The 16,110-nt window shown below is 66.6% G+C and carries 12 protein-coding genes and 1 tRNA gene; 4 read left to right on the top strand and 9 right to left on the bottom strand.

Annotation, left to right across the window (positions count from 1 at the left end; all coding sequences use genetic code 11):
* Positions 1-2: 2 nt before the first annotated feature.
* Complete coding sequence (locus tag ACQBAS_RS05465) at positions 3-1,292, bottom strand: acetyl-CoA C-acetyltransferase (RefSeq protein WP_427385371.1); 1,290 nt, start codon at positions 1,290-1,292, stop codon at positions 3-5.
* Between the two features lie 102 nt (positions 1,293-1,394).
* Between ACQBAS_RS05465 and ACQBAS_RS05460 the strand changes: the two genes are divergently transcribed.
* Both ACQBAS_RS05460 and ACQBAS_RS05455 read left to right on the top strand, forming a co-directional pair.
* Complete coding sequence (locus ACQBAS_RS05460) at positions 1,395-2,060, top strand: TetR/AcrR family transcriptional regulator (protein WP_427385370.1); 666 nt, start codon at positions 1,395-1,397, stop codon at positions 2,058-2,060.
* Positions 2,057-4,012, top strand: coding sequence for an acyl-CoA dehydrogenase (locus ACQBAS_RS05455; RefSeq protein ID WP_427385369.1), 1,956 nt, complete (start codon positions 2,057-2,059; stop codon positions 4,010-4,012). The genes ACQBAS_RS05460 and ACQBAS_RS05455 overlap by 4 nt, the downstream gene beginning before the upstream one ends.
* A gap of 6 nt (positions 4,013-4,018) precedes the next feature.
* Here ACQBAS_RS05455 and ACQBAS_RS05450 read toward each other — a convergent pair whose 3' ends face one another.
* Positions 4,019-5,704 (bottom strand): ABC-F family ATP-binding cassette domain-containing protein, encoded by a 1,686-nt coding sequence (locus ACQBAS_RS05450; protein ID WP_427385368.1) that lies wholly within the window; start codon positions 5,702-5,704, stop codon positions 4,019-4,021.
* Positions 5,705-5,797: 93 nt separating this feature from the next.
* Here ACQBAS_RS05450 and ACQBAS_RS05445 point away from each other — a divergent pair, with 93 nt between their 5' ends.
* Entirely contained in the window at positions 5,798-6,127 is a 330-nt protein-coding gene (locus tag ACQBAS_RS05445; protein WP_427385367.1) for a tetratricopeptide repeat protein, read from the top strand.
* Positions 6,128-6,209: 82 nt separating this feature from the next.
* Positions 6,210-7,061: an SDR family oxidoreductase gene (locus ACQBAS_RS05440; RefSeq protein ID WP_427385366.1), complete on the top strand. Its 852-nt coding sequence runs from the start codon at positions 6,210-6,212 to the stop codon at positions 7,059-7,061.
* 79 nt (positions 7,062-7,140) lie between these two features.
* On the opposite strand, the gene ACQBAS_RS05435 is transcribed toward ACQBAS_RS05440, so the two are convergent.
* The 7 genes from ACQBAS_RS05435 to ACQBAS_RS05405 all read right to left on the bottom strand — a co-directional run bounded on the left by ACQBAS_RS05435 (position 7,141) and on the right by ACQBAS_RS05405 (position 16,004).
* Positions 7,141-8,235 (bottom strand): PQQ-dependent sugar dehydrogenase, encoded by a 1,095-nt coding sequence (locus ACQBAS_RS05435; RefSeq protein WP_427385365.1) that lies wholly within the window; start codon positions 8,233-8,235, stop codon positions 7,141-7,143.
* A gap of 151 nt (positions 8,236-8,386) precedes the next feature.
* Positions 8,387-8,752, bottom strand: a complete 366-nt coding sequence (locus ACQBAS_RS05430) for a hypothetical protein (protein WP_427385364.1) — start codon at positions 8,750-8,752, stop codon at positions 8,387-8,389.
* 205 nt (positions 8,753-8,957) lie between these two features.
* A complete protein-coding gene (locus tag ACQBAS_RS05425) occupies positions 8,958-12,080 on the bottom strand; it encodes a type I restriction endonuclease subunit R (protein ID WP_427385363.1) in 3,123 nt (1,040 codons plus the stop codon).
* Positions 12,077-13,270: a restriction endonuclease subunit S gene (locus tag ACQBAS_RS05420; RefSeq protein ID WP_427385362.1), complete on the bottom strand. Its 1,194-nt coding sequence runs from the start codon at positions 13,268-13,270 to the stop codon at positions 12,077-12,079. The genes ACQBAS_RS05425 and ACQBAS_RS05420 overlap by 4 nt, the downstream gene beginning before the upstream one ends.
* On the bottom strand, positions 13,267-14,184 hold the full coding sequence (locus tag ACQBAS_RS05415) for a restriction endonuclease (RefSeq protein WP_427385361.1): 918 nt from the start codon (positions 14,182-14,184) through the stop codon (positions 13,267-13,269). The genes ACQBAS_RS05420 and ACQBAS_RS05415 overlap by 4 nt, the downstream gene beginning before the upstream one ends.
* On the bottom strand, positions 14,184-15,752 hold the full coding sequence (locus tag ACQBAS_RS05410) for a type I restriction-modification system subunit M (RefSeq protein ID WP_427385360.1): 1,569 nt from the start codon (positions 15,750-15,752) through the stop codon (positions 14,184-14,186). Before ACQBAS_RS05410 ends, ACQBAS_RS05415 begins: the two co-directional genes overlap by 1 nt.
* Positions 15,753-15,927: 175 nt before the next feature.
* Positions 15,928-16,004: transfer RNA gene (locus ACQBAS_RS05405), tRNA-Val, on the bottom strand.
* Positions 16,005-16,110: the final 106 nt, after the last annotated feature.

Raw genomic sequence — 16,110 nt, 5'->3', positions numbered from 1 at the left:
ACTCAGGCGCCTTCGACGATCGCCATGACGCCCTGGCCGCCGGCGGCGCAGATGGAGATGAGGCCGCGGCTGCCGGCCCCCTTCTCGTGGAGCATCTTGGAGAGCGACGCAAGGATGCGCCCACCGGTCGCGGCGAAGGGGTGTCCCGCCGCCAGCGAGGAGCCGTTGACGTTGAGTCGGCTGCGGTCGATGGCGCCGATCGGGGCGTCGAGGCCGAGACGGTTGCGGCAGAAGTCCTCGTCCTCCCACGCCTTGAGGGTGCTGAGCACGGTCGACGCGAAGGCCTCGTGGATCTCGAGGAAGTCGAAGTCCTGGAGCGTCATGCCGTTGCGCTCGAGCAGGCGCGGCAGGGCGTAGGCGGGCGCCATGAGCAGGCCTTCCTCGCCGTGGACGTAGTCGACCGCGGCCGTCTCGCCGTCGACGAGGTAGGCCAGTGGCGTGAGGTTGCGCTCCGCCGCCCACTCCTCCGAGCCGAGCAGCACCACGGAGGCGCCGTCGGTCAGCGGGGTCGAGTTGCCGGCGGTCATCGTCGCGCCCTCGCCCTTGCCGAAGACGGGCTTGAGCTTGCCGAGCTTCTCCATGGAGGAGTCGGCGCGTAGGTTCTGGTCGCGCGAGACGCCCTTGAAGGAGGTCATCAGGTCATCGAAGAACCCGCGGTCGTAGGCGGCCGCGAGGTTGTGGTGGCTCAGCATCGCCAGCTCGTCCTGGGCCTCGCGGGTGATCCCCCACTTCTTGGCCGTCTGGGCCATGTGGTCACCCATCGACAGGCCGGTGCGCGGCTCGGAGTTGGCCGGCGTCTCGATGCCGAGGTCGGTCGGGCGCAGGCCCGCGAGGGCCTTGAGCTTGGCCTGGGTGGTGCGGGCGCGGTTGGCCTTGAGGAGCTTGCGACGCAGCCGCTCGCTGACCATGATCGGCGCGTCCGAGGCGGTGTCGACGCCGCCGGCGATGGCGGAGTCGATCTGGCCGAGGGCGATCTTGTTTCCGGTGAGGATGGCGGTCTCGAGGCCGGTGCCGCAGGCCTGCTGGACGTCATAGGCGGGGGTGCCCTTGCTCAGCGACGAACCGAGCACGGACTCGCGCGTCAGGTTGAAGTCGCGGCTGTGCTTGATGACGGCGCCACCGGCGACCTCGCCGAGGCGCTCACCGGCGAGGCCGTAGCGGGCGACGAGCCCCTCGAGGGCGGCCGTGAACATGTCCTGGTTCGAGGCCTCGGCATAGGGGCCGAACTGCTTGGCGAAGGGGATCCGGTTGCCGCCGAGGACGGCGACGCGACGCGGGCTGGTGGGTGCCACCACATGCTCCTGAGGGTCTGGGTCGAGGGCGACCGTGGGTCACCCCATGTATGTGGTACCGACGGTAGCAGGTACCTTGTGTACCTGCTAACGTCCGTCGATGTGAGCACCACCACCGACGGGCGCAGCGCGCGCTGGGATGAGCATCGGCAGCGTCGCCGTGAGGAACTCGTCGAGGGGGCTCTGCGCGCCATTCGCGAGCGCGGCGCCGCGGTGGGCATGGACGACATCGCCGCTGCGGCCGGCACATCCAAGACCGTGTACTACCGCCACTTCACCGATCGCAACGGCCTGTATCAGGCCATCGCCGACAAGGTCGACGCCATCGTCCTGCGTGACGTGACCCGAGCCCTGGGCGAGACCGGCACCGACCTGACCGAGGTCGCCGGGGACCCCCGACGGCTCGTGGCGGCCGCGATCGACTCCTACCTCGCCCTGGTGGAGAAGGACCCCGAGGTCTATCGCTTCATCGTCTCGGCGCCCCTCGTGGACCGCAGCGCCGGACTCGCCGACCCCGCCCAGACCGTCACCGGGCGCATCGAGCACCAGATCGCCGCCGTGATCACGGCCGAACTCCAGGCCCAGGGCGCGGACGTGGCGCCGGCCGCCATCTGGGGCACGGCCGTCGTCGGTCTGGTCCGCGCGGCCGCCGACGGCTGGATCGATCGCGGTCCCGAGCGGATGCCCCGTCAAGACCTCTGTGACCACCTGACGACGCTCGCGTGGGGCGGGCTCGGATCGATCTGGAAGACGAGGAAGAACACATGACGCTCACGGACTCGCTCAGGGATGCCCTCGATGGTCGTTGGGGGCCCATCCGCCAGCGAGCCCGTGCCGAGCTCGACAGCGGCCTCTTCGCTCCCCCGGAGGCCGACCTCACCATCGAGGAACACCGCCAGCAGACCCTCGAGCGGGTGCTCGACCTGGCGAAGGGGGACTACGCGGCCCTCGGCCTGTCCGTCGAGCAGGGTGGGCTCGGCGACTACGGCGCCTCCGTGACCGCCTTCGAGATGCTCGGCCACGCCGACCTGTCCCTCTTCGTCAAGGCCGGTGTGCAGTTCGGCCTCTTCGGCGGCGCCATCGCCAACCTCGGCACGGCGCGCCACCACGAGCAGTACCTCCCCGGCATGCTCGACGGCTCCCTGCTGGGCTGCTTCGCCATGACCGAGACCGGCCACGGGTCCGACGTCCAGTCCCTGCTGACGACGGCGACCTACGACCCGGAGGCCGACGAACTCGTCGTGCACACCCCGTCCGTCATGGGACGCAAGGACTACATCGGCAATGCCGCGCGCGACGCCCGGATGGCCGCCGTCTTCGCCCAACTGCACGTCGGCGGCGAGCAGCACGGCGTGCACTGCGTCCTCGTGCCGATCCGCGACGAGCAGGGCGACCCGATGCCGGGCGTCACCATCGGCGACTGCGGGCCCAAGATGGGACTGAAGGGGGTCGACAACGGGCGACTCACCTTCGACCGGGTGCGCGTCCCGCGCGCGAACCTGCTCGACCGGTACGGCGCCATCGACGAGGACGGGGTCTACTCCTCCCCCATCGAGAGCGTCTCGCGGCGCTTCTTCACGATGCTCGGCACGCTCGTGCGCGGGCGGATCTCGGTGGCCGGTGGGGCGGCCGCGGCCACCCGCTCGGCCCTGACGCTCGCGACGACCTACGCGCTGCACCGGCGTCAGTTCGCCGGGGGCGACGGGCAGGAGGAGGTCCTGCTCCTGGACTACCGAGCCCACCAGCGCAAGCTGCTGCCGGCCATCGCGACGTCCTACGCCCTGATGTTCGCCCAGGGCACGCTCGTCGAGCAGATGCACGAGGTGCAGGAGGCTGGGGACGCCGGTCCGGACGACCGACGCCGCGAACTCGAGGCGCGTGCCGCGGGGATCAAGGCGATGGCCACGACCCACGCGACGACAACGATCCAGATGTGCCGTGAGGCGTGCGGCGGCGCCGGCTATCTGGCCGTGAACCGATTCGCGGCACTCAAGGCGGACACCGACGTCTTCACGACCTTCGAGGGCGACAACACGGTCCTGCTCCAGCTCGTCGCGAAGGGGATGCTGACGAGCTACAAGGAGGCCTTCCACGAGCTCGACACCCTCGGCACGATCCGCTTCGGGATCCGCAACGTCGCGGAGTCGGCTCTGGAGCACACGGCGGGCGGGTCGCTCATCCAGCGGCTCATCGCCGGCTCCCCCGGCCGGGATGCCGACGATGCGTTGACCGATCGGGGCGGGCAGCTCGACCTCTTCGAGGACCGCGAGCGCCACCTGCTGGAGTCCCTCGCCAACCGGCTGCGGCGCGCCGGCGACAAGGACCGCGACGCCTTCGAGGTCTTCAACGACGCGCAGGATCACCTGCTGGAGACGGCCCGGGCGCACGTCGACCGCGTCGTCCTCGAGGCCTTCGTCGCCGGCATCGACGCCTGCCCCGACGCCGAGGCCCAGGAGTTCCTCGGGCGGGTGTGCGACCTCCACGTCCTCTCGACCATCGAGCGGCACCGCGCCTGGTACCTCGAGCACGGCCGACTCAGCCGCGAGCAGTCCAAGGACGTCACCCGCCAGGTCAACCGGCTCTGTGCCGAGCTGCGGCCGCACGCGAAGACCCTCGTGGACGCCTTCGCCATCCCGCAGGAGTGGCTGGCCAGCGAGCTCCTCTTCCCCGTCGACGAGCCCGCCCCGGTGAGCACGCACACCGTGCCGGCCGCGCGCTGAACGCGCTCAGCGCGCGCGGGTGACGCGACCTTCGTCCCAGACGGGGCCGTCGGTCTCGCGCACCTTGCCGTCGGCGCCGTAGACGAGGAACCGGTCGAAGCCGCGCGCGAACCAGCGGTCGTGAGTGACCGCCAGGACCGTCCCGTCAAAGGCGGCCAGCCCCTCCTCGAGCGCCTCGGCTGACTGGACGTCGAGGTTGTCGGTCGGCTCGTCGAGCAGGAGCAGGGTCGCCCCCGACAGCTCGAGCAGGAGGATCTGGAAGCGGGCCTGCTGGCCGCCGGAGAGCGACTCGAAGACCTGCTCCCCCGCGTGCGCCAGCTCGTACCGATCGAGCACCCGGGCCGCGGCCTCGCGACCGAGGCCGGAGCGGTGGTCGTCGCCGCGATGCAGGATGTCCAGCAGCGTCCGGCCGAGCAGCTCGGGGTGCTCATGGGTCTGGACGAACCAGCCGGGACGCACGCGGGCACCGAGGCGCGCCCGGCCGGTGTGCGCCACCGGCTCGACCGGCGTCTCACCGACGGGCAGGTGCTCGACCTCCGGGTCGGTCCCGCCACCGGCGAGCAGCCGGAGGAAGTGCGACTTGCCGGAGCCGTTCGAGCCGAGCACGGCGACGCGTTCGCCGTACCAGACCTCGAGGTCGAAGGGCTTCATGAGGCCGGTCAGCTCGAGTCGCTCACAGACGACGGCGCGCTTGCCGGTGCGGCCACCCTGCAGCCGCATGGTCACCTGTTGCTCGCGCGGCTGCTCGGTCGGCGGGCCTTCGGCCTCGAAGCGCGCGAGACGCGTCTGCGCCGACTGGTAGCGGCTGGCCATGTCGGAGTTGTACTTGGCCTTCTGCTTGTACATGAGCACGAGCGCCTTGAGCTTGGCGCGCTCCTCGTCCCAGCGCTTGCGCAGTTCCTCGAAGCGGGCGAAGCGCTCGCGGCGGGCCTCGTGATAGCTCGCGAAACCGCCGGGGTGGGTCCACACCCGGTTGCCGGCCGCGCCGAGCTCGACGGTGACGACGCGGGTCGCGGTGTTGTCGAGCAGCTCGCGGTCGTGGCTGATGTAGAGGATCGTCTTGTCGGAGGCGTTGATCTGCTCCTCCATCCAGATCTTGCCGGGCACGTCGAGATAGTTGTCCGGCTCGTCGAGGAGGAGGACCTCGTCGGGGCCGCGCAGCAGATACTCGAGGACGAGGCGCTTCTGCTCGCCGCCGGAGAGGGTCGCCAGTTCGCGGTACTTGGCGCGCTCGAAGGGGACCCCGAGGGCGGCGACGGAGCAGACGTCCCAGACGACCTCCTGGTCGTAGCCGCCGGCGTCGGCGTAGTCGGAGAGCGCCGCGGCGTAACGCATCTGGGTCCGCTCCGACTCGTCCTCCATGAGCAGCAGCTCGAGCCGGTCGATCTCGGCCGCGGCCGCGCGCACCTGCGGCGGCGCGACGGAGCGCAGCAGGTCCGCCACCGTCGGGGTCTCCCCCAGCCCGGCGCCGACGTTCTGACGCATGACGCCGAGCCCGCCCGTGCGCGACACCGTCCCCGCGTGTGGGGCGAGCTCGCCGGTGATGATCCGCAGCAGGGTCGTCTTGCCTGCACCGTTGGCGCCGACGAGGGCGACCTTCGCGCCCTCCCCGACGCGGAAACTCACCTCGTCGAGCAGGACGCGCCCGTCCGAGAGCTCGTACCGGACACCGGCGACATCGACATGACCCACGGGAGGATCATCGCCCGGCGCAGCCTCACCGCGCCAATCCCTTTCCGCCGCAGGCCCGGGAATGGGGCGACCCGGCGGCGGCGTTGGGTGGACATGGACGAGACCCTGTACCTCGAGTTCAACGTTGCGCAGCTCAACTTCGAGCAGAAGCGCTATGTCGAGGCGTCGCGTGCCCTGGAGTTCCTCCTCTCGCACGACCCCGACAACGCCAGCGTGCGCACGCTGCTCGCCCGCTCGTACTACCACGCGGCCATGCTGACGAAGGCGGAGGAACAGGCCCGCGTCCTGCTCCAGCGGGACCCCACGGACCACTACGCCCAGCTCGTCCTCGGCCGCGCCCTGCAGCGGCAGTCGCGCCACGACGAGGCGCGGGAACCGCTCCGGTTGGCGGCCCTCTTCTCCGACGACGACGACACGATCTGAGTCCGGCGGTCGGGTGGGGAACACCGGCGCGGATCCCGTAGTTGATGCTTCAACCACTCATCGTCAACGACAAGGACCACTCATGACCATCGCCGTCACCGGAGCCACCGGCCAGCTCGGAGGCCTCATCATCGACGCCCTCCTCGAGACGCAGGACGCGGCGTCGCTCGTCGCCGTCGTGCGTGACGAGGCGAAGGCCGCCTCGCTCGCCGAGCGCGGCGTCACCGTCCGCGTGGCCGCCTACGGCGACCGTCCCGCCCTCGAGGCCGCCTTCGCCGGCGTCGAGACGGTCATGCTCGTCTCGGGCAGCGAGGTGGGCCAGCGGATCCCCCAGCACGGCAACGTCATCGAGGCCGCGAAGGCGGCCGGCGTCGGCCGGATCGTCTACACGAGCGCGCCGAAGGCGACCACGAGCGACCTCGTCCTCGCGCCCGAGCACAAGGCGACGGAGGAGCTGCTCGCGGCGTCCGGGCTGCGCACGACGATCCTCCGCAACAACTGGTACCACGAGAACTACCTGCAGACCGTGGACCAGGTCGCGCAGACCGGCGTGCTCCTCGCGGCCGCGGGCGACGGGAAGGTCGCCAGCGCGAGCCGCGCCGACTACGCCCGGGGCGCGGCCGCCGTCCTGACGAGCGACCAGCACGACGGGGCCGTCCTCGAGCTGAGCGGCGACACGGCGTGGGACCACGACCAGTTCGCGGACGTGCTCACCGAGGTCGTCGGGCGCCCCATCGTCTACAAGCCGGTCACGCCCGGCGAGCTGGTCGAGGCGCTCGTCGGCGCCGGGCTCGACGAGGGCACCGCGACCTTCGTCGCCGCGCTCGACGCCAACATCGCCGACGGCGCCCTCGGCGACGCCACCCCGACGCTGAGCGAACTCATCGGCCGCCCGACGACGCCACTGGTCGACGTCCTGCGCCGCACCGTCTGAGCGCCGTGGCCTGACGCCGCTCCCCCGCGCGCTCCCGCAGCGCGTCGGGGGAGGCCGGCTGCCGTCCGCGGTCTGGGCGTCAGTCGATGTCGAGTCGCAGGAGGCGGTCGTCGTCGGGCCCGGGGTCGCCGCGCCCGTCGGTGTTGTTGGTCAGAACCCACAGCGACCCGTCCGCCGCCGCGACGGCGTCGCGCAGCCGCCCGTGCTCGCCCACGAGGTGCTCGCGTGAGGTCGAGGTGTCCCCCAGCGGGACCTCGCGGAGCCGCTGCCCGCGCAGGTTGGCGATCCAGATCGAGCCCCCGACGACGGCGATGCCGCTGGGGCTGGCGTCGGCCGGAGCCCACTGCTGCACCGGGTCGACGAACCGATCGTCCCCGTCGATCCCCTCGACCACGGGCCACCCGTAGTTGCGGCCGGGCTGGATGACGTTGAGCTCGTCCCAGGCGTCCTGGCCGAACTCGGAGGCATACATCGTGCCGCCGGAGTCCCAGGCGATGCCCTGGGGGTTGCGGTGGCCGAGGCTGTAGACGGGCGAGCCGGCGAAGGGGTTGTCCTCCGGCACCTCGCCGTCGGGGGTCAGGCGGAGGATCTTGCCCGACAGCGAGCCGCGGTCCTGAGCGGCCTGCGGGTTCCCGGCGTCGCCCACGGTGACGTAGAGCATGCCGTCGGGGCCGAAGGCGATCCGGCCGCCGTTGTGGTTGGTGGCCGAGGGGACGCCGTCGAGGATCACCTCCGGCTCGCCGAGGCGCAGCGAGCCCGGCTCACCCGTCAGCGCGAAGCGCTCGACGCGGTTTTCGTCGCCGACCGTGGCATAGGCGTAGAGGTGATCGTCATGCACGGCGATGCCGAGCAGCCCGCCTTCGCCCATCGGCGTGACGCCGTCGACGGTCCCAATCTGCCGGTGAGCGCCGTCGGTCCCGAGCTCGAGGATCCGTCCGGAGTCCCGCTCGCTCAGGAGGGCGGTCTCGCCATGGACGGCGATCGACCAGGGAGCCTCGAGCCCGGAGGCGAGGGTCGTGGGGTCGGCCGCGGACCCGTTGTCACGGGATTCGGTGCCCGACGTGGTCGACGTTGACCGCCCCGAGGGCGAGACCTCGGGGCTGCCGGTGCAGCCGGACAGTGCCGCCGCCGCGATGAGGGACAGGAGCGGCGCCGCCGCGCGTCCGTTGATCATGGGTGGATCGCCTCGCCATCGTCGGGTCCGGAATCGGGAGGGGCTGACGCGTGAGGGTCTCAGTCAGCCACGACACACGAGTCTCCTCCTGTGGGGCCCATATCCGGATCACCGCGATGGACGTCTCGATCTCGGTCGCCATTGAGCGCACTCAACGCGCAGCCGGGCGCGCCGGAGGGCCGAACTCGTCGCTCACCGCCTGCAGCAGTTGGACGTGCCGCAACGGACTCACGCTGTTCGTAGCCCGGCTCCCGTTCATCGAGTACCCAACCTCGATGTCCATGAATCGCGCGCCGCGGTCCAGCGAGTCCCTCCTGAACTCCCAACGGTCTCCATGCGCGCAGGCGTTCCGGTAATGACGGACGAAGGAGTGGAGCGGGTTCGCCGGATCGTAGGCGGCATTCGGGACGACGAGGTCCCCGAGGCTCACTGCCGTTGCGATCTGAGCGACGCGGAGGACGTGCACATCTAGGACGTCGAAGGCCGACTCCGACAGTCCACGCAACACCTCGCTCATCCGGAACTCCTCGCTGCGGCCATCGGGTGCCTGCAAGCGGAGCGACGGGTCCGGGATATGGGGCCACGCTTGTCGCCAAGCCGCCATCAGTGGCTGCCCCGGCAGGATTACCAACTGGGCCGCGAAGGTGAGGCCCAAGTAGGCAGACCTCAGGTCCAGTGCGGCTCGGCTGACATCAGCGCGGGTTCCTGTCATTCAACGTCCATCAGGAGCTGTCGCTCTCGCCCGGGGACATCAGCCCGTGGAAGCGTTCGAAGAAGTCACCAAGCCTCTGGACGACGCGCTTCTTCTTCTCGGCATGCGCGCCCCCGGCCCCAAAGCGTGAAGTGGGAGGCATGACCTTGGTGATGGCCGTCCCCGTGGTACGGAGCGATCCATCGCGGAACGAGGCATCTACGAAGGAGCGCGCCTCGTCGGCACAGAGGTTCTCCTCGTCGATGATCTTGGTCAGTTCTGCTTCACGACGCTCGGCGATGTAGGCCTGCCACTCGGTGTCGGTGTCGCCCTTGCCCGAGACTCTGTCGACGAAGTCCTCGATGAGGTCACGCTTGTTGCGCAGGGTGGGGCTCGAGTCGACGGCGCGGCTGATCTCGGCGCGGATCTCCTTGTCGTCGCCGTCGCCACGCTCTTCTCGGTATTTCTGGACGAGCATCAGGATGTAGTCGACGTTGATCTCGACTTGCTTGATCAGTTCAATCTCGAAGACGACGTCCTCGTTGATCAGTTCCTTCTCGGTGTCCATGTCCTTGCGGAGCTCCGCGTACAAATCCAGGTAGACACTGCGGTAGTCCTGGTTTTGCCGCTCGGTCAGGATCTCGTTGCCGGTGAACTCGTCGAAGGACGTGAGGATGTTCTGCAGGCGCAGGATCGCGCCGAGCAGCTTGATGAAGTCCTTCTGCGCGGCCTCACCCTCGATCGGCATCCCAAGCGGGAAGCGCTCCAGCAGGTCGGCAATCTTCTCGGCGTAGTCGCCGTAGTAGTCGCCGTAGGGCTTGAGCAGCACGATCCCCTTGGCGTCCTTGTTCCCGAACAGGGCGATCGCGTCGTTGGTCTCTTCCTCGAGATCACGGAAGGTCACGATGTTGCCGTAGGTCTTGACCGAGTTGAGGATGCGGTTGGTGCGCGAGTAGGCCTGGATCAGACCGTGGGAGCGGAGGTTCTTGTCGACGAACAGCGTGTTGAGGGTTGTGGCGTCGAAGCCTGTGAGGAACATGTTGACGACGATGACGAGGTCGATCTCGCGGTTCTTCATCCGCAAGGACAGGTCTTTGTAGTAGTTCTGGAATCGGTCGGCTGAAGTGTCGTAGCTGGTGCCGAAGAGGTCGTTGTAGTCCTGGATCGCGTCCTCGAGGAAGGAGCGGGCGTCGCTGTTGAGCGCGTCGGTGTTGAAGTCCTCCTCGTCGAGCAAGCCATCCTCAAGGTCTGGGTTGGCCGCGAACGAGTAGATGAGGCCGATCTTGAGTTGGCGATCGGGTGTCAGGTCCTGCTGGGCCATCTGAAAGTGGTTGTAGTAGCGCCGCGCTGCGTCGATCGACGCCGTCGCGAACAACGCGTTGAAGCCCTTGACGCGCTTGGCTTCCTTGAGCTCTCTCGCGACCTTGGGGTGACGGCCGACAAGGTCTTCGACGTTGGCGATGACCGAGTGGGTGTAGCCGCTGGTTCGCTTCGTCTTCTGATCGAAGTGCTCGAGGACGTAGTCAACGACCATGCGGATGCGCTCGGGAGCCATGAGCGCCCGTTCGGTGTCGATCGCCGAGACCTGCTTGTCGATCGGCGCGCCGTCCTTGACCTTGATCGTGCGGATGTAGTCCACCCTGAACGGCAGAACGTTCTTGTCGTGGATGGCGTCCTTGATCGAGTAGATGTGCAGCTTCTCGCCGAAGGCCTGCTCGGTCGTCCGCAGGTTGACGTTGCCGCCGGTGCTTGCGTTGGCAGCGAAGATCGGCGTGCCCGTGAAGCCGAACAGGTTGTACTGCTTGAACGCCTTGGTGATCGCGGTGTGCATGTCACCGAACTGCGAGCGGTGGCACTCGTCGAAGATCACGACGACGTGCCCATCGAAGATGGCGTGACCCTTGTTGGCGTTGATGAACGTCGCCAGCTTCTGGATCGTCGTGATGATGATCCGGGCGCCCGGGTTTTCGAGTTGCTGCTTCAGGATCCGCGTCGACGTGTTGGAGTTGGCGGCTCCCTTCTCGAAGCGGTCGTACTCGCGCATCGTCTGGTAGTCCAGATCCTTGCGATCGACGACGAACAGGACCTTGTCGACGCTCGGGAGTTTGCTCGCCAGTTGCGCCGTTTTGAAGCTGGTCAGCGTCTTGCCCGAACCGGTGGTGTGCCAGACGTAGCCACCTGCGTCGACGGTGCCCAGTTGCTTGTAGTTGGTGGAGATGGCGATCTTCTGCAGGATCCGCTCGGTCGCGACGATCTGATAGGGCCGCATCACGAGCAGGGTGCGGTCGGCGGTCAGCACGCAGTAGCGCGTCAGGACGCTCAGCAGGCTGTGCTTGGCGAAGAAGGTCTTGGCGAAGGCCGTCAGATCCAGGATCGGCTTGTTCGTGGCGTCGGCCCACCACGAGGTGAACTCGAACGAGTTCGAGGTTTGGCGGGTGCGCTTCTTGGTGCCGGTCGAGTCCGCGATGTGCTGGCGTCGGGTGCTGTTCGAGTAGTACTTGGTCAGCGTGCCGTTCGAGATGACGAACAGTTGCACGTACTCGAAGAGTCCTGAGCCGGCCCAGAAGCTGTCTCGCTGGTAGCGGTCGATCTGATTGAAGGCCTCGCGGAGGTCGACCCCGCGGCGCTTGAGCTCGATGTGCACCATCGGCAGCCCGTTGACGAGCACGGTGACGTCGTAACGATTGGCGTAGCTGCCCCCGGCCTCGCCCGTGCCGCTCTCGTACTGGTTGATCACCTGCAGGTGGTTGTTGTGGATGTTCTTCTTGTCGATGAGGCTGATGTTCTTCGTCGAGCCATCGTCACGGGTCAGGAGCTGAACGTAGTCGTCCTGGATCCGCACCGTCTTCTCGACGATGCCCTCGTTGGCCCCTGCGATCCGGTCCCGGAAGAACCTCTCCCACTCCGCATCCGAGAACGTCACACTGTTCAACGATTCGAGCTGCTGACGCAGGTTCGCTGTCAGGTCTGCATCGGACGTGACTGGCAGGTAGTCGTACGCCTGCGACTCCAGCAGCTTGATGAACTCGCGTTCGAGGTCCGCCTCTGATTGATAGGCACTCGCCGACTGAGCATCCGGGATGTACTCGGCCACGACAGTGCTCTCGCCTGAGACAGCGATCGGGTCGTACTTGCGCGCCGACACCTCGCTCATGTCGGGAGCTCCTCGAACGTCAACAACTTGTCGCGGTAGTACTCGTACTGCTTGCGGCGCGCACGAAGCTCAGCCGGAAGACCGCTGCTGAGGTCACTCACGAGGCCATCGAGATGGTCGAGGATCGACACAATCCTCTCCTGCTCTTCGATGCCTGGGAGCACCACCGGGACCTTGTTCATATTGCCCTGATTGAGCTTTGGTTGCGACCCGCCAGTTACAAACTCTCGGATGTCACGAGTCTGCAGGTAATGGTACAGGTAGCGCAGGCTGATGGATTCATCCCGGGGCTGCAATACATGGGCATGGTTATTCACCCAGATCTTTCCTGTCGCCCAATTGACCACAGGAGACCCATCCTTCTGAGTGACGCTTCCATCCTCGCCTAGCAACAGGAACGCACCATCGAAAATGTAATCCTCCACGTAGTCCTGTACACCGTTGGCTCCGTAGTACGGGTATTCACCCGATTGACGAACTCCGCGCGTGACGGGCCGGCGCTTGCTATCTAAGTTGGACACTGCCTCGCCCAGCGGGACCGTCCTAACCTCCCCTGCTTCCGGGAAGGTCACAAGCGAGTCGCGATAGTGGGTATATTGCAGTAGCCGCGCCTCCAGCTCTGCCTCCAGCTCTGCCTCCAGCTCCGCCTCCAGCTGTGTGAACTGATCCAATACTCGCACGATTTCGCGCTGAACCTCGAGCGGCGGCACGGGGATCCACAGTTTCGCGAGAGATGTCCCCGAGATTCTTCTGACCTTGGTCCCTGAGATGTGACGGATCTTCTGGTTCTGAAAGTGAACTGACTGAAGGAAGTACGAGACGTATCGGGGGTCCAGCGAATGCCTGTAGATGTAGGCGTCACCGCTCACTGCTACTTCACCGTCACCAATCCATGAAGTTGCTTTCGCGACCGCAGCGTCGTCCTCGCTGGTCGTCGCAATGATGACGTCACCATGCTTAGCGCGGCGTAACTTGCTGGCGGTGCTGGGATCAGTGAATGACTTTGTCGACTTCGCCCATACGCCATAATATGTGTGGATCTGACCATAGTGAATCGCAGGCGTCCCTTCATCGGTAAGGTCTGACTTCTGCAGACCGTTACCGCGTATGAATTCACCCACGTCGCCGAGCGTCTTAGTCGCGACGCCATTCGGGCACATTTCAGCGATCAGATCGTCGATGCGACTCATGCGAAGAAGTCCTCGTCAATCTCGACGATCGTGTAGGTCTCGCTCGCCTGCACTCCCACGTTGAACTGGATCATGAGATCGGTGAGCCTTTTGCCGTCGATCAGCACGATGCGGGTGGGCGAGGAAGCGACGTAGTCCCGCGCTCCTTGCGAGAAGTGGCTCGTCGTGATGAACACCCCGCTGTCGGCTCGCCCGTGGAGCGCTCCGACGAAGGCCTGCACGTCGGGTCGGCCCACGCCGTTGCCGTTGGCATATCGCTTGGCCTGGATGTACACCCTGCTGAGTCCGAGGATGTCCTGGTCGATGACACCGTCGATCCCACCGTCGTTCGTCATCTGGGTGACGGAACCGCTGCCGTTCGCGCCGCCGTACCCCATCCCGACCAGGAGCTTGACGACCGCCTGTTCGAAGAAGGCGGGGTCCTTGCCCTGGAGTCGCTGCAGCAGTTCTCGTGCGACCTTGTCGTGGATGCGCTCGACGCCGTTCTGCACCTGTTCGATCGGCGTGAGAGTTGACGTCTCGGTGTGCACCGCGACCGCGTTCGCCTTCCGGGAGATCGTCGCGACGTATGGGCGGATCGGTGACGACTGGTCCTCGCCCAATGCGTTGATGTCGCGCTCAAGGACGCCGTGCGGGTACTTCTGCAAGAGATACCGCCCCGCGTCCGTGATGACGTAGTTGCCGCGGATCGGACGCGCGAGCGCACCGACATTCGTCAGGAACGACAGTCCCCACCCGATCCGGTTCTCGTAGACCGGCTGGCCGGAGGCCAACGCCTCCTTCGTCTGGGCCTCCGTGAGTCCGCACTCGCGGGCAACGAGCGGGAGAAGGTCACGTCGGGTACGCACCACTCCGTCACTCAACGCGCGCAGCGTGTGTGTCATGAAGCCTTCCCAGGTGGGCAGATCGGTCATCACACAGTTCCTTCCAAGTCCGCGACGATCGCGTCGATCGAGGTGCGCAGCTCGGCCTGACGGGCGACGATTCGCGCGATCTCTGCGTTCAACTCGGTGATGTCGACGGCCTCGCGGGTGTCTTCGGCCTCGACATACGAGGAGACAGCGATGTTGTAGTCGTTCGCCTCGATGTCCTGGCTCGACACGAGCGTGGCGAAGTGGTCCACGTCTTCGCGGGCAGTGAAGGCGTCGAGGACCTTCTGCTGGTGTGGACCAGTCAGCTTGTTCTTGTTGCCGACGCGCGTGAACTCAGCGGAGGCGTCGATGAACAGGACCGAGTTGTCCTTCTTCGACTTCTTCAGGACGACGATGCACGTGGCGATGGTGGTGCCGAAGAAGAGGTCCGGCGGCAACTGGATCACGGTGTCGATGTAGTTGTTGTCGATCAGGTACTTGCGGATCTTGCGCTCCGCTCCCCCGCGGTAGAGCACGCCCGGGAACTCGACGATCGCCGCCGTGCCATTGACGGCCAACCAACTGAGGATGTGCATCGTGAAGGCGAGGTCAGCCTTCGACTTCGGTGCCAGCACTCCGGCGGGTGAGTACCTGGGGTCGTTGATCAGGAGCGGGTTGGCGTCGCCCTCCCACTTGATCGAGTAGGGAGGGTTGGACACGATCGCCTCGAAGGGCTCGTCATCCCAATGCGCCGGGTCGATGAGTGTGTCGCCGTGGGCGATGTTGAACTTCTCGTAGTTGATGTCGTGCAGGAACATGTTGATCCGCGCCAAGTTGTAGGTGGTCAGATTGACCTCCTGGCCGTAGAAGCCTTGGCGAACGTTCTCCTTACCGAGCACCTTCGCGAACTTCAGGAGCAGCGACCCTGACCCGACGGCGGGGTCGTACACCTTGTTCACGGTGGTCTTGCCGACGACCGCGATCCGCGCCAACAGCTCGCTGACCTCCTGCGGTGTGTAGTACTCCCCACCGGACTTGCCAGCCTGGGAGGCATACATCTGCATGAGGTACTCGTAGGCGTCGCCGAAGAGGTCGATGGCGTTGTCGTTGAACTCCCCGAGAGGCAGGTCGCCAATCGCATCCAGGAGACCGACCAACTTCTTGTTGCGCTTCTCAACGGTGTTGCCGAGCTTCGAGCTGTTGACGTCCAGGTCGTCGAACAGACCCTTCAGGTCATCTTCGCTGTCCGTGCCGTTGGCCGATCCTTCGATGTTCTTGAAGACGGCGGCGAGGGTCTCGTTGAGGTTCTCGTCGTGCGGTGCCCGCTTGCGCACATTGACGAAGAGCTCGGAGGGGAGGATGTAGAAACCCTTCTCAGACACCGTCTCCGTGCGCCCGAACTCCGCCTGATCGTCCGGTAGCACCACGTAGTCGAAGTCAGCCGAGCCGGCCATTCGCTCCATCTGGTTGAGGTAGGCCGTCAGGTTCTCCGAGACGAATCGGTAGAAGAGCATGCCAAGCACGTAGCTCTTGAAGTCCCACCCGTCGACGCTGCCGCGCATGTCGTTCGCGATCCGCCAGATGGTCTTGTGCAGCTCGGCGCGTTGGCCTTCTTTGGTGGTGGGCGTCATCGGTGAGGATCTCCTGCGCGGTCAGCGCGTGCGTCGTCTGAACAGCTCATGAATCCGACCCTAGCGATCAGCACCGCCAGCGGATCGAGCGCCGCGCCCAGGACGCGCATCGACCGGGTGCCGACCCCGGACACGACAAAGACCTGGTGACGCATGGCGCCGACCAGGTCTTGGTTGGTGGACGTAAAGGGACTCGAACCCCTGACCTTTCGCGTGTGAAGCGAACGCTCTAACCAACTGAGCTATACGTCCGGCGCCGTCGGGGCGAGCGGTGCGGGACCGCGCTCGACAGCCCGCAAAGACTACCCAACGGCGCGCCGCTCACGAAATCGGCCACGCCGCAGGGCCGCCCGTCGGA

Source organism: Janibacter zhaoxuefangae (assembly GCF_050271985.1).
Taxonomy (GTDB): Bacteria; Actinomycetota; Actinomycetes; order Actinomycetales; family Dermatophilaceae.
This window is presented reverse-complemented; position numbering and strand designations above follow the sequence as displayed.

Excerpts from the sequence above, each read along its gene's own strand:
- ACQBAS_RS05455 (WP_427385369.1), top strand. The coding sequence starts at position 2,057 with ATGACGCTCACGGACTCGCTCAGGGATGCCCTCGATGGTCGTTGGGGG.
- ACQBAS_RS05445 (WP_427385367.1), top strand. The coding sequence starts at position 5,798 with ATGGACGAGACCCTGTACCTCGAGTTCAACGTTGCGCAGCTCAACTTC.
- ACQBAS_RS05440 (WP_427385366.1), top strand. The coding sequence starts at position 6,210 with ATGACCATCGCCGTCACCGGAGCCACCGGCCAGCTCGGAGGCCTCATC.
- ACQBAS_RS05435 (WP_427385365.1), bottom strand. The coding sequence starts at position 8,235 with ATGATCAACGGACGCGCGGCGGCGCCGCTCCTGTCCCTCATCGCGGCG.
- ACQBAS_RS05430 (WP_427385364.1), bottom strand. The coding sequence starts at position 8,752 with ATGAGCGAGGTGTTGCGTGGACTGTCGGAGTCGGCCTTCGACGTCCTA.
- ACQBAS_RS05425 (WP_427385363.1), bottom strand. The coding sequence starts at position 12,080 with ATGAGCGAGGTGTCGGCGCGCAAGTACGACCCGATCGCTGTCTCAGGC.
- ACQBAS_RS05420 (WP_427385362.1), bottom strand. The coding sequence starts at position 13,270 with ATGAGTCGCATCGACGATCTGATCGCTGAAATGTGCCCGAATGGCGTC.
- ACQBAS_RS05415 (WP_427385361.1), bottom strand. The coding sequence starts at position 14,184 with ATGACCGATCTGCCCACCTGGGAAGGCTTCATGACACACACGCTGCGC.
- ACQBAS_RS05410 (WP_427385360.1), bottom strand. The coding sequence starts at position 15,752 with ATGACGCCCACCACCAAAGAAGGCCAACGCGCCGAGCTGCACAAGACC.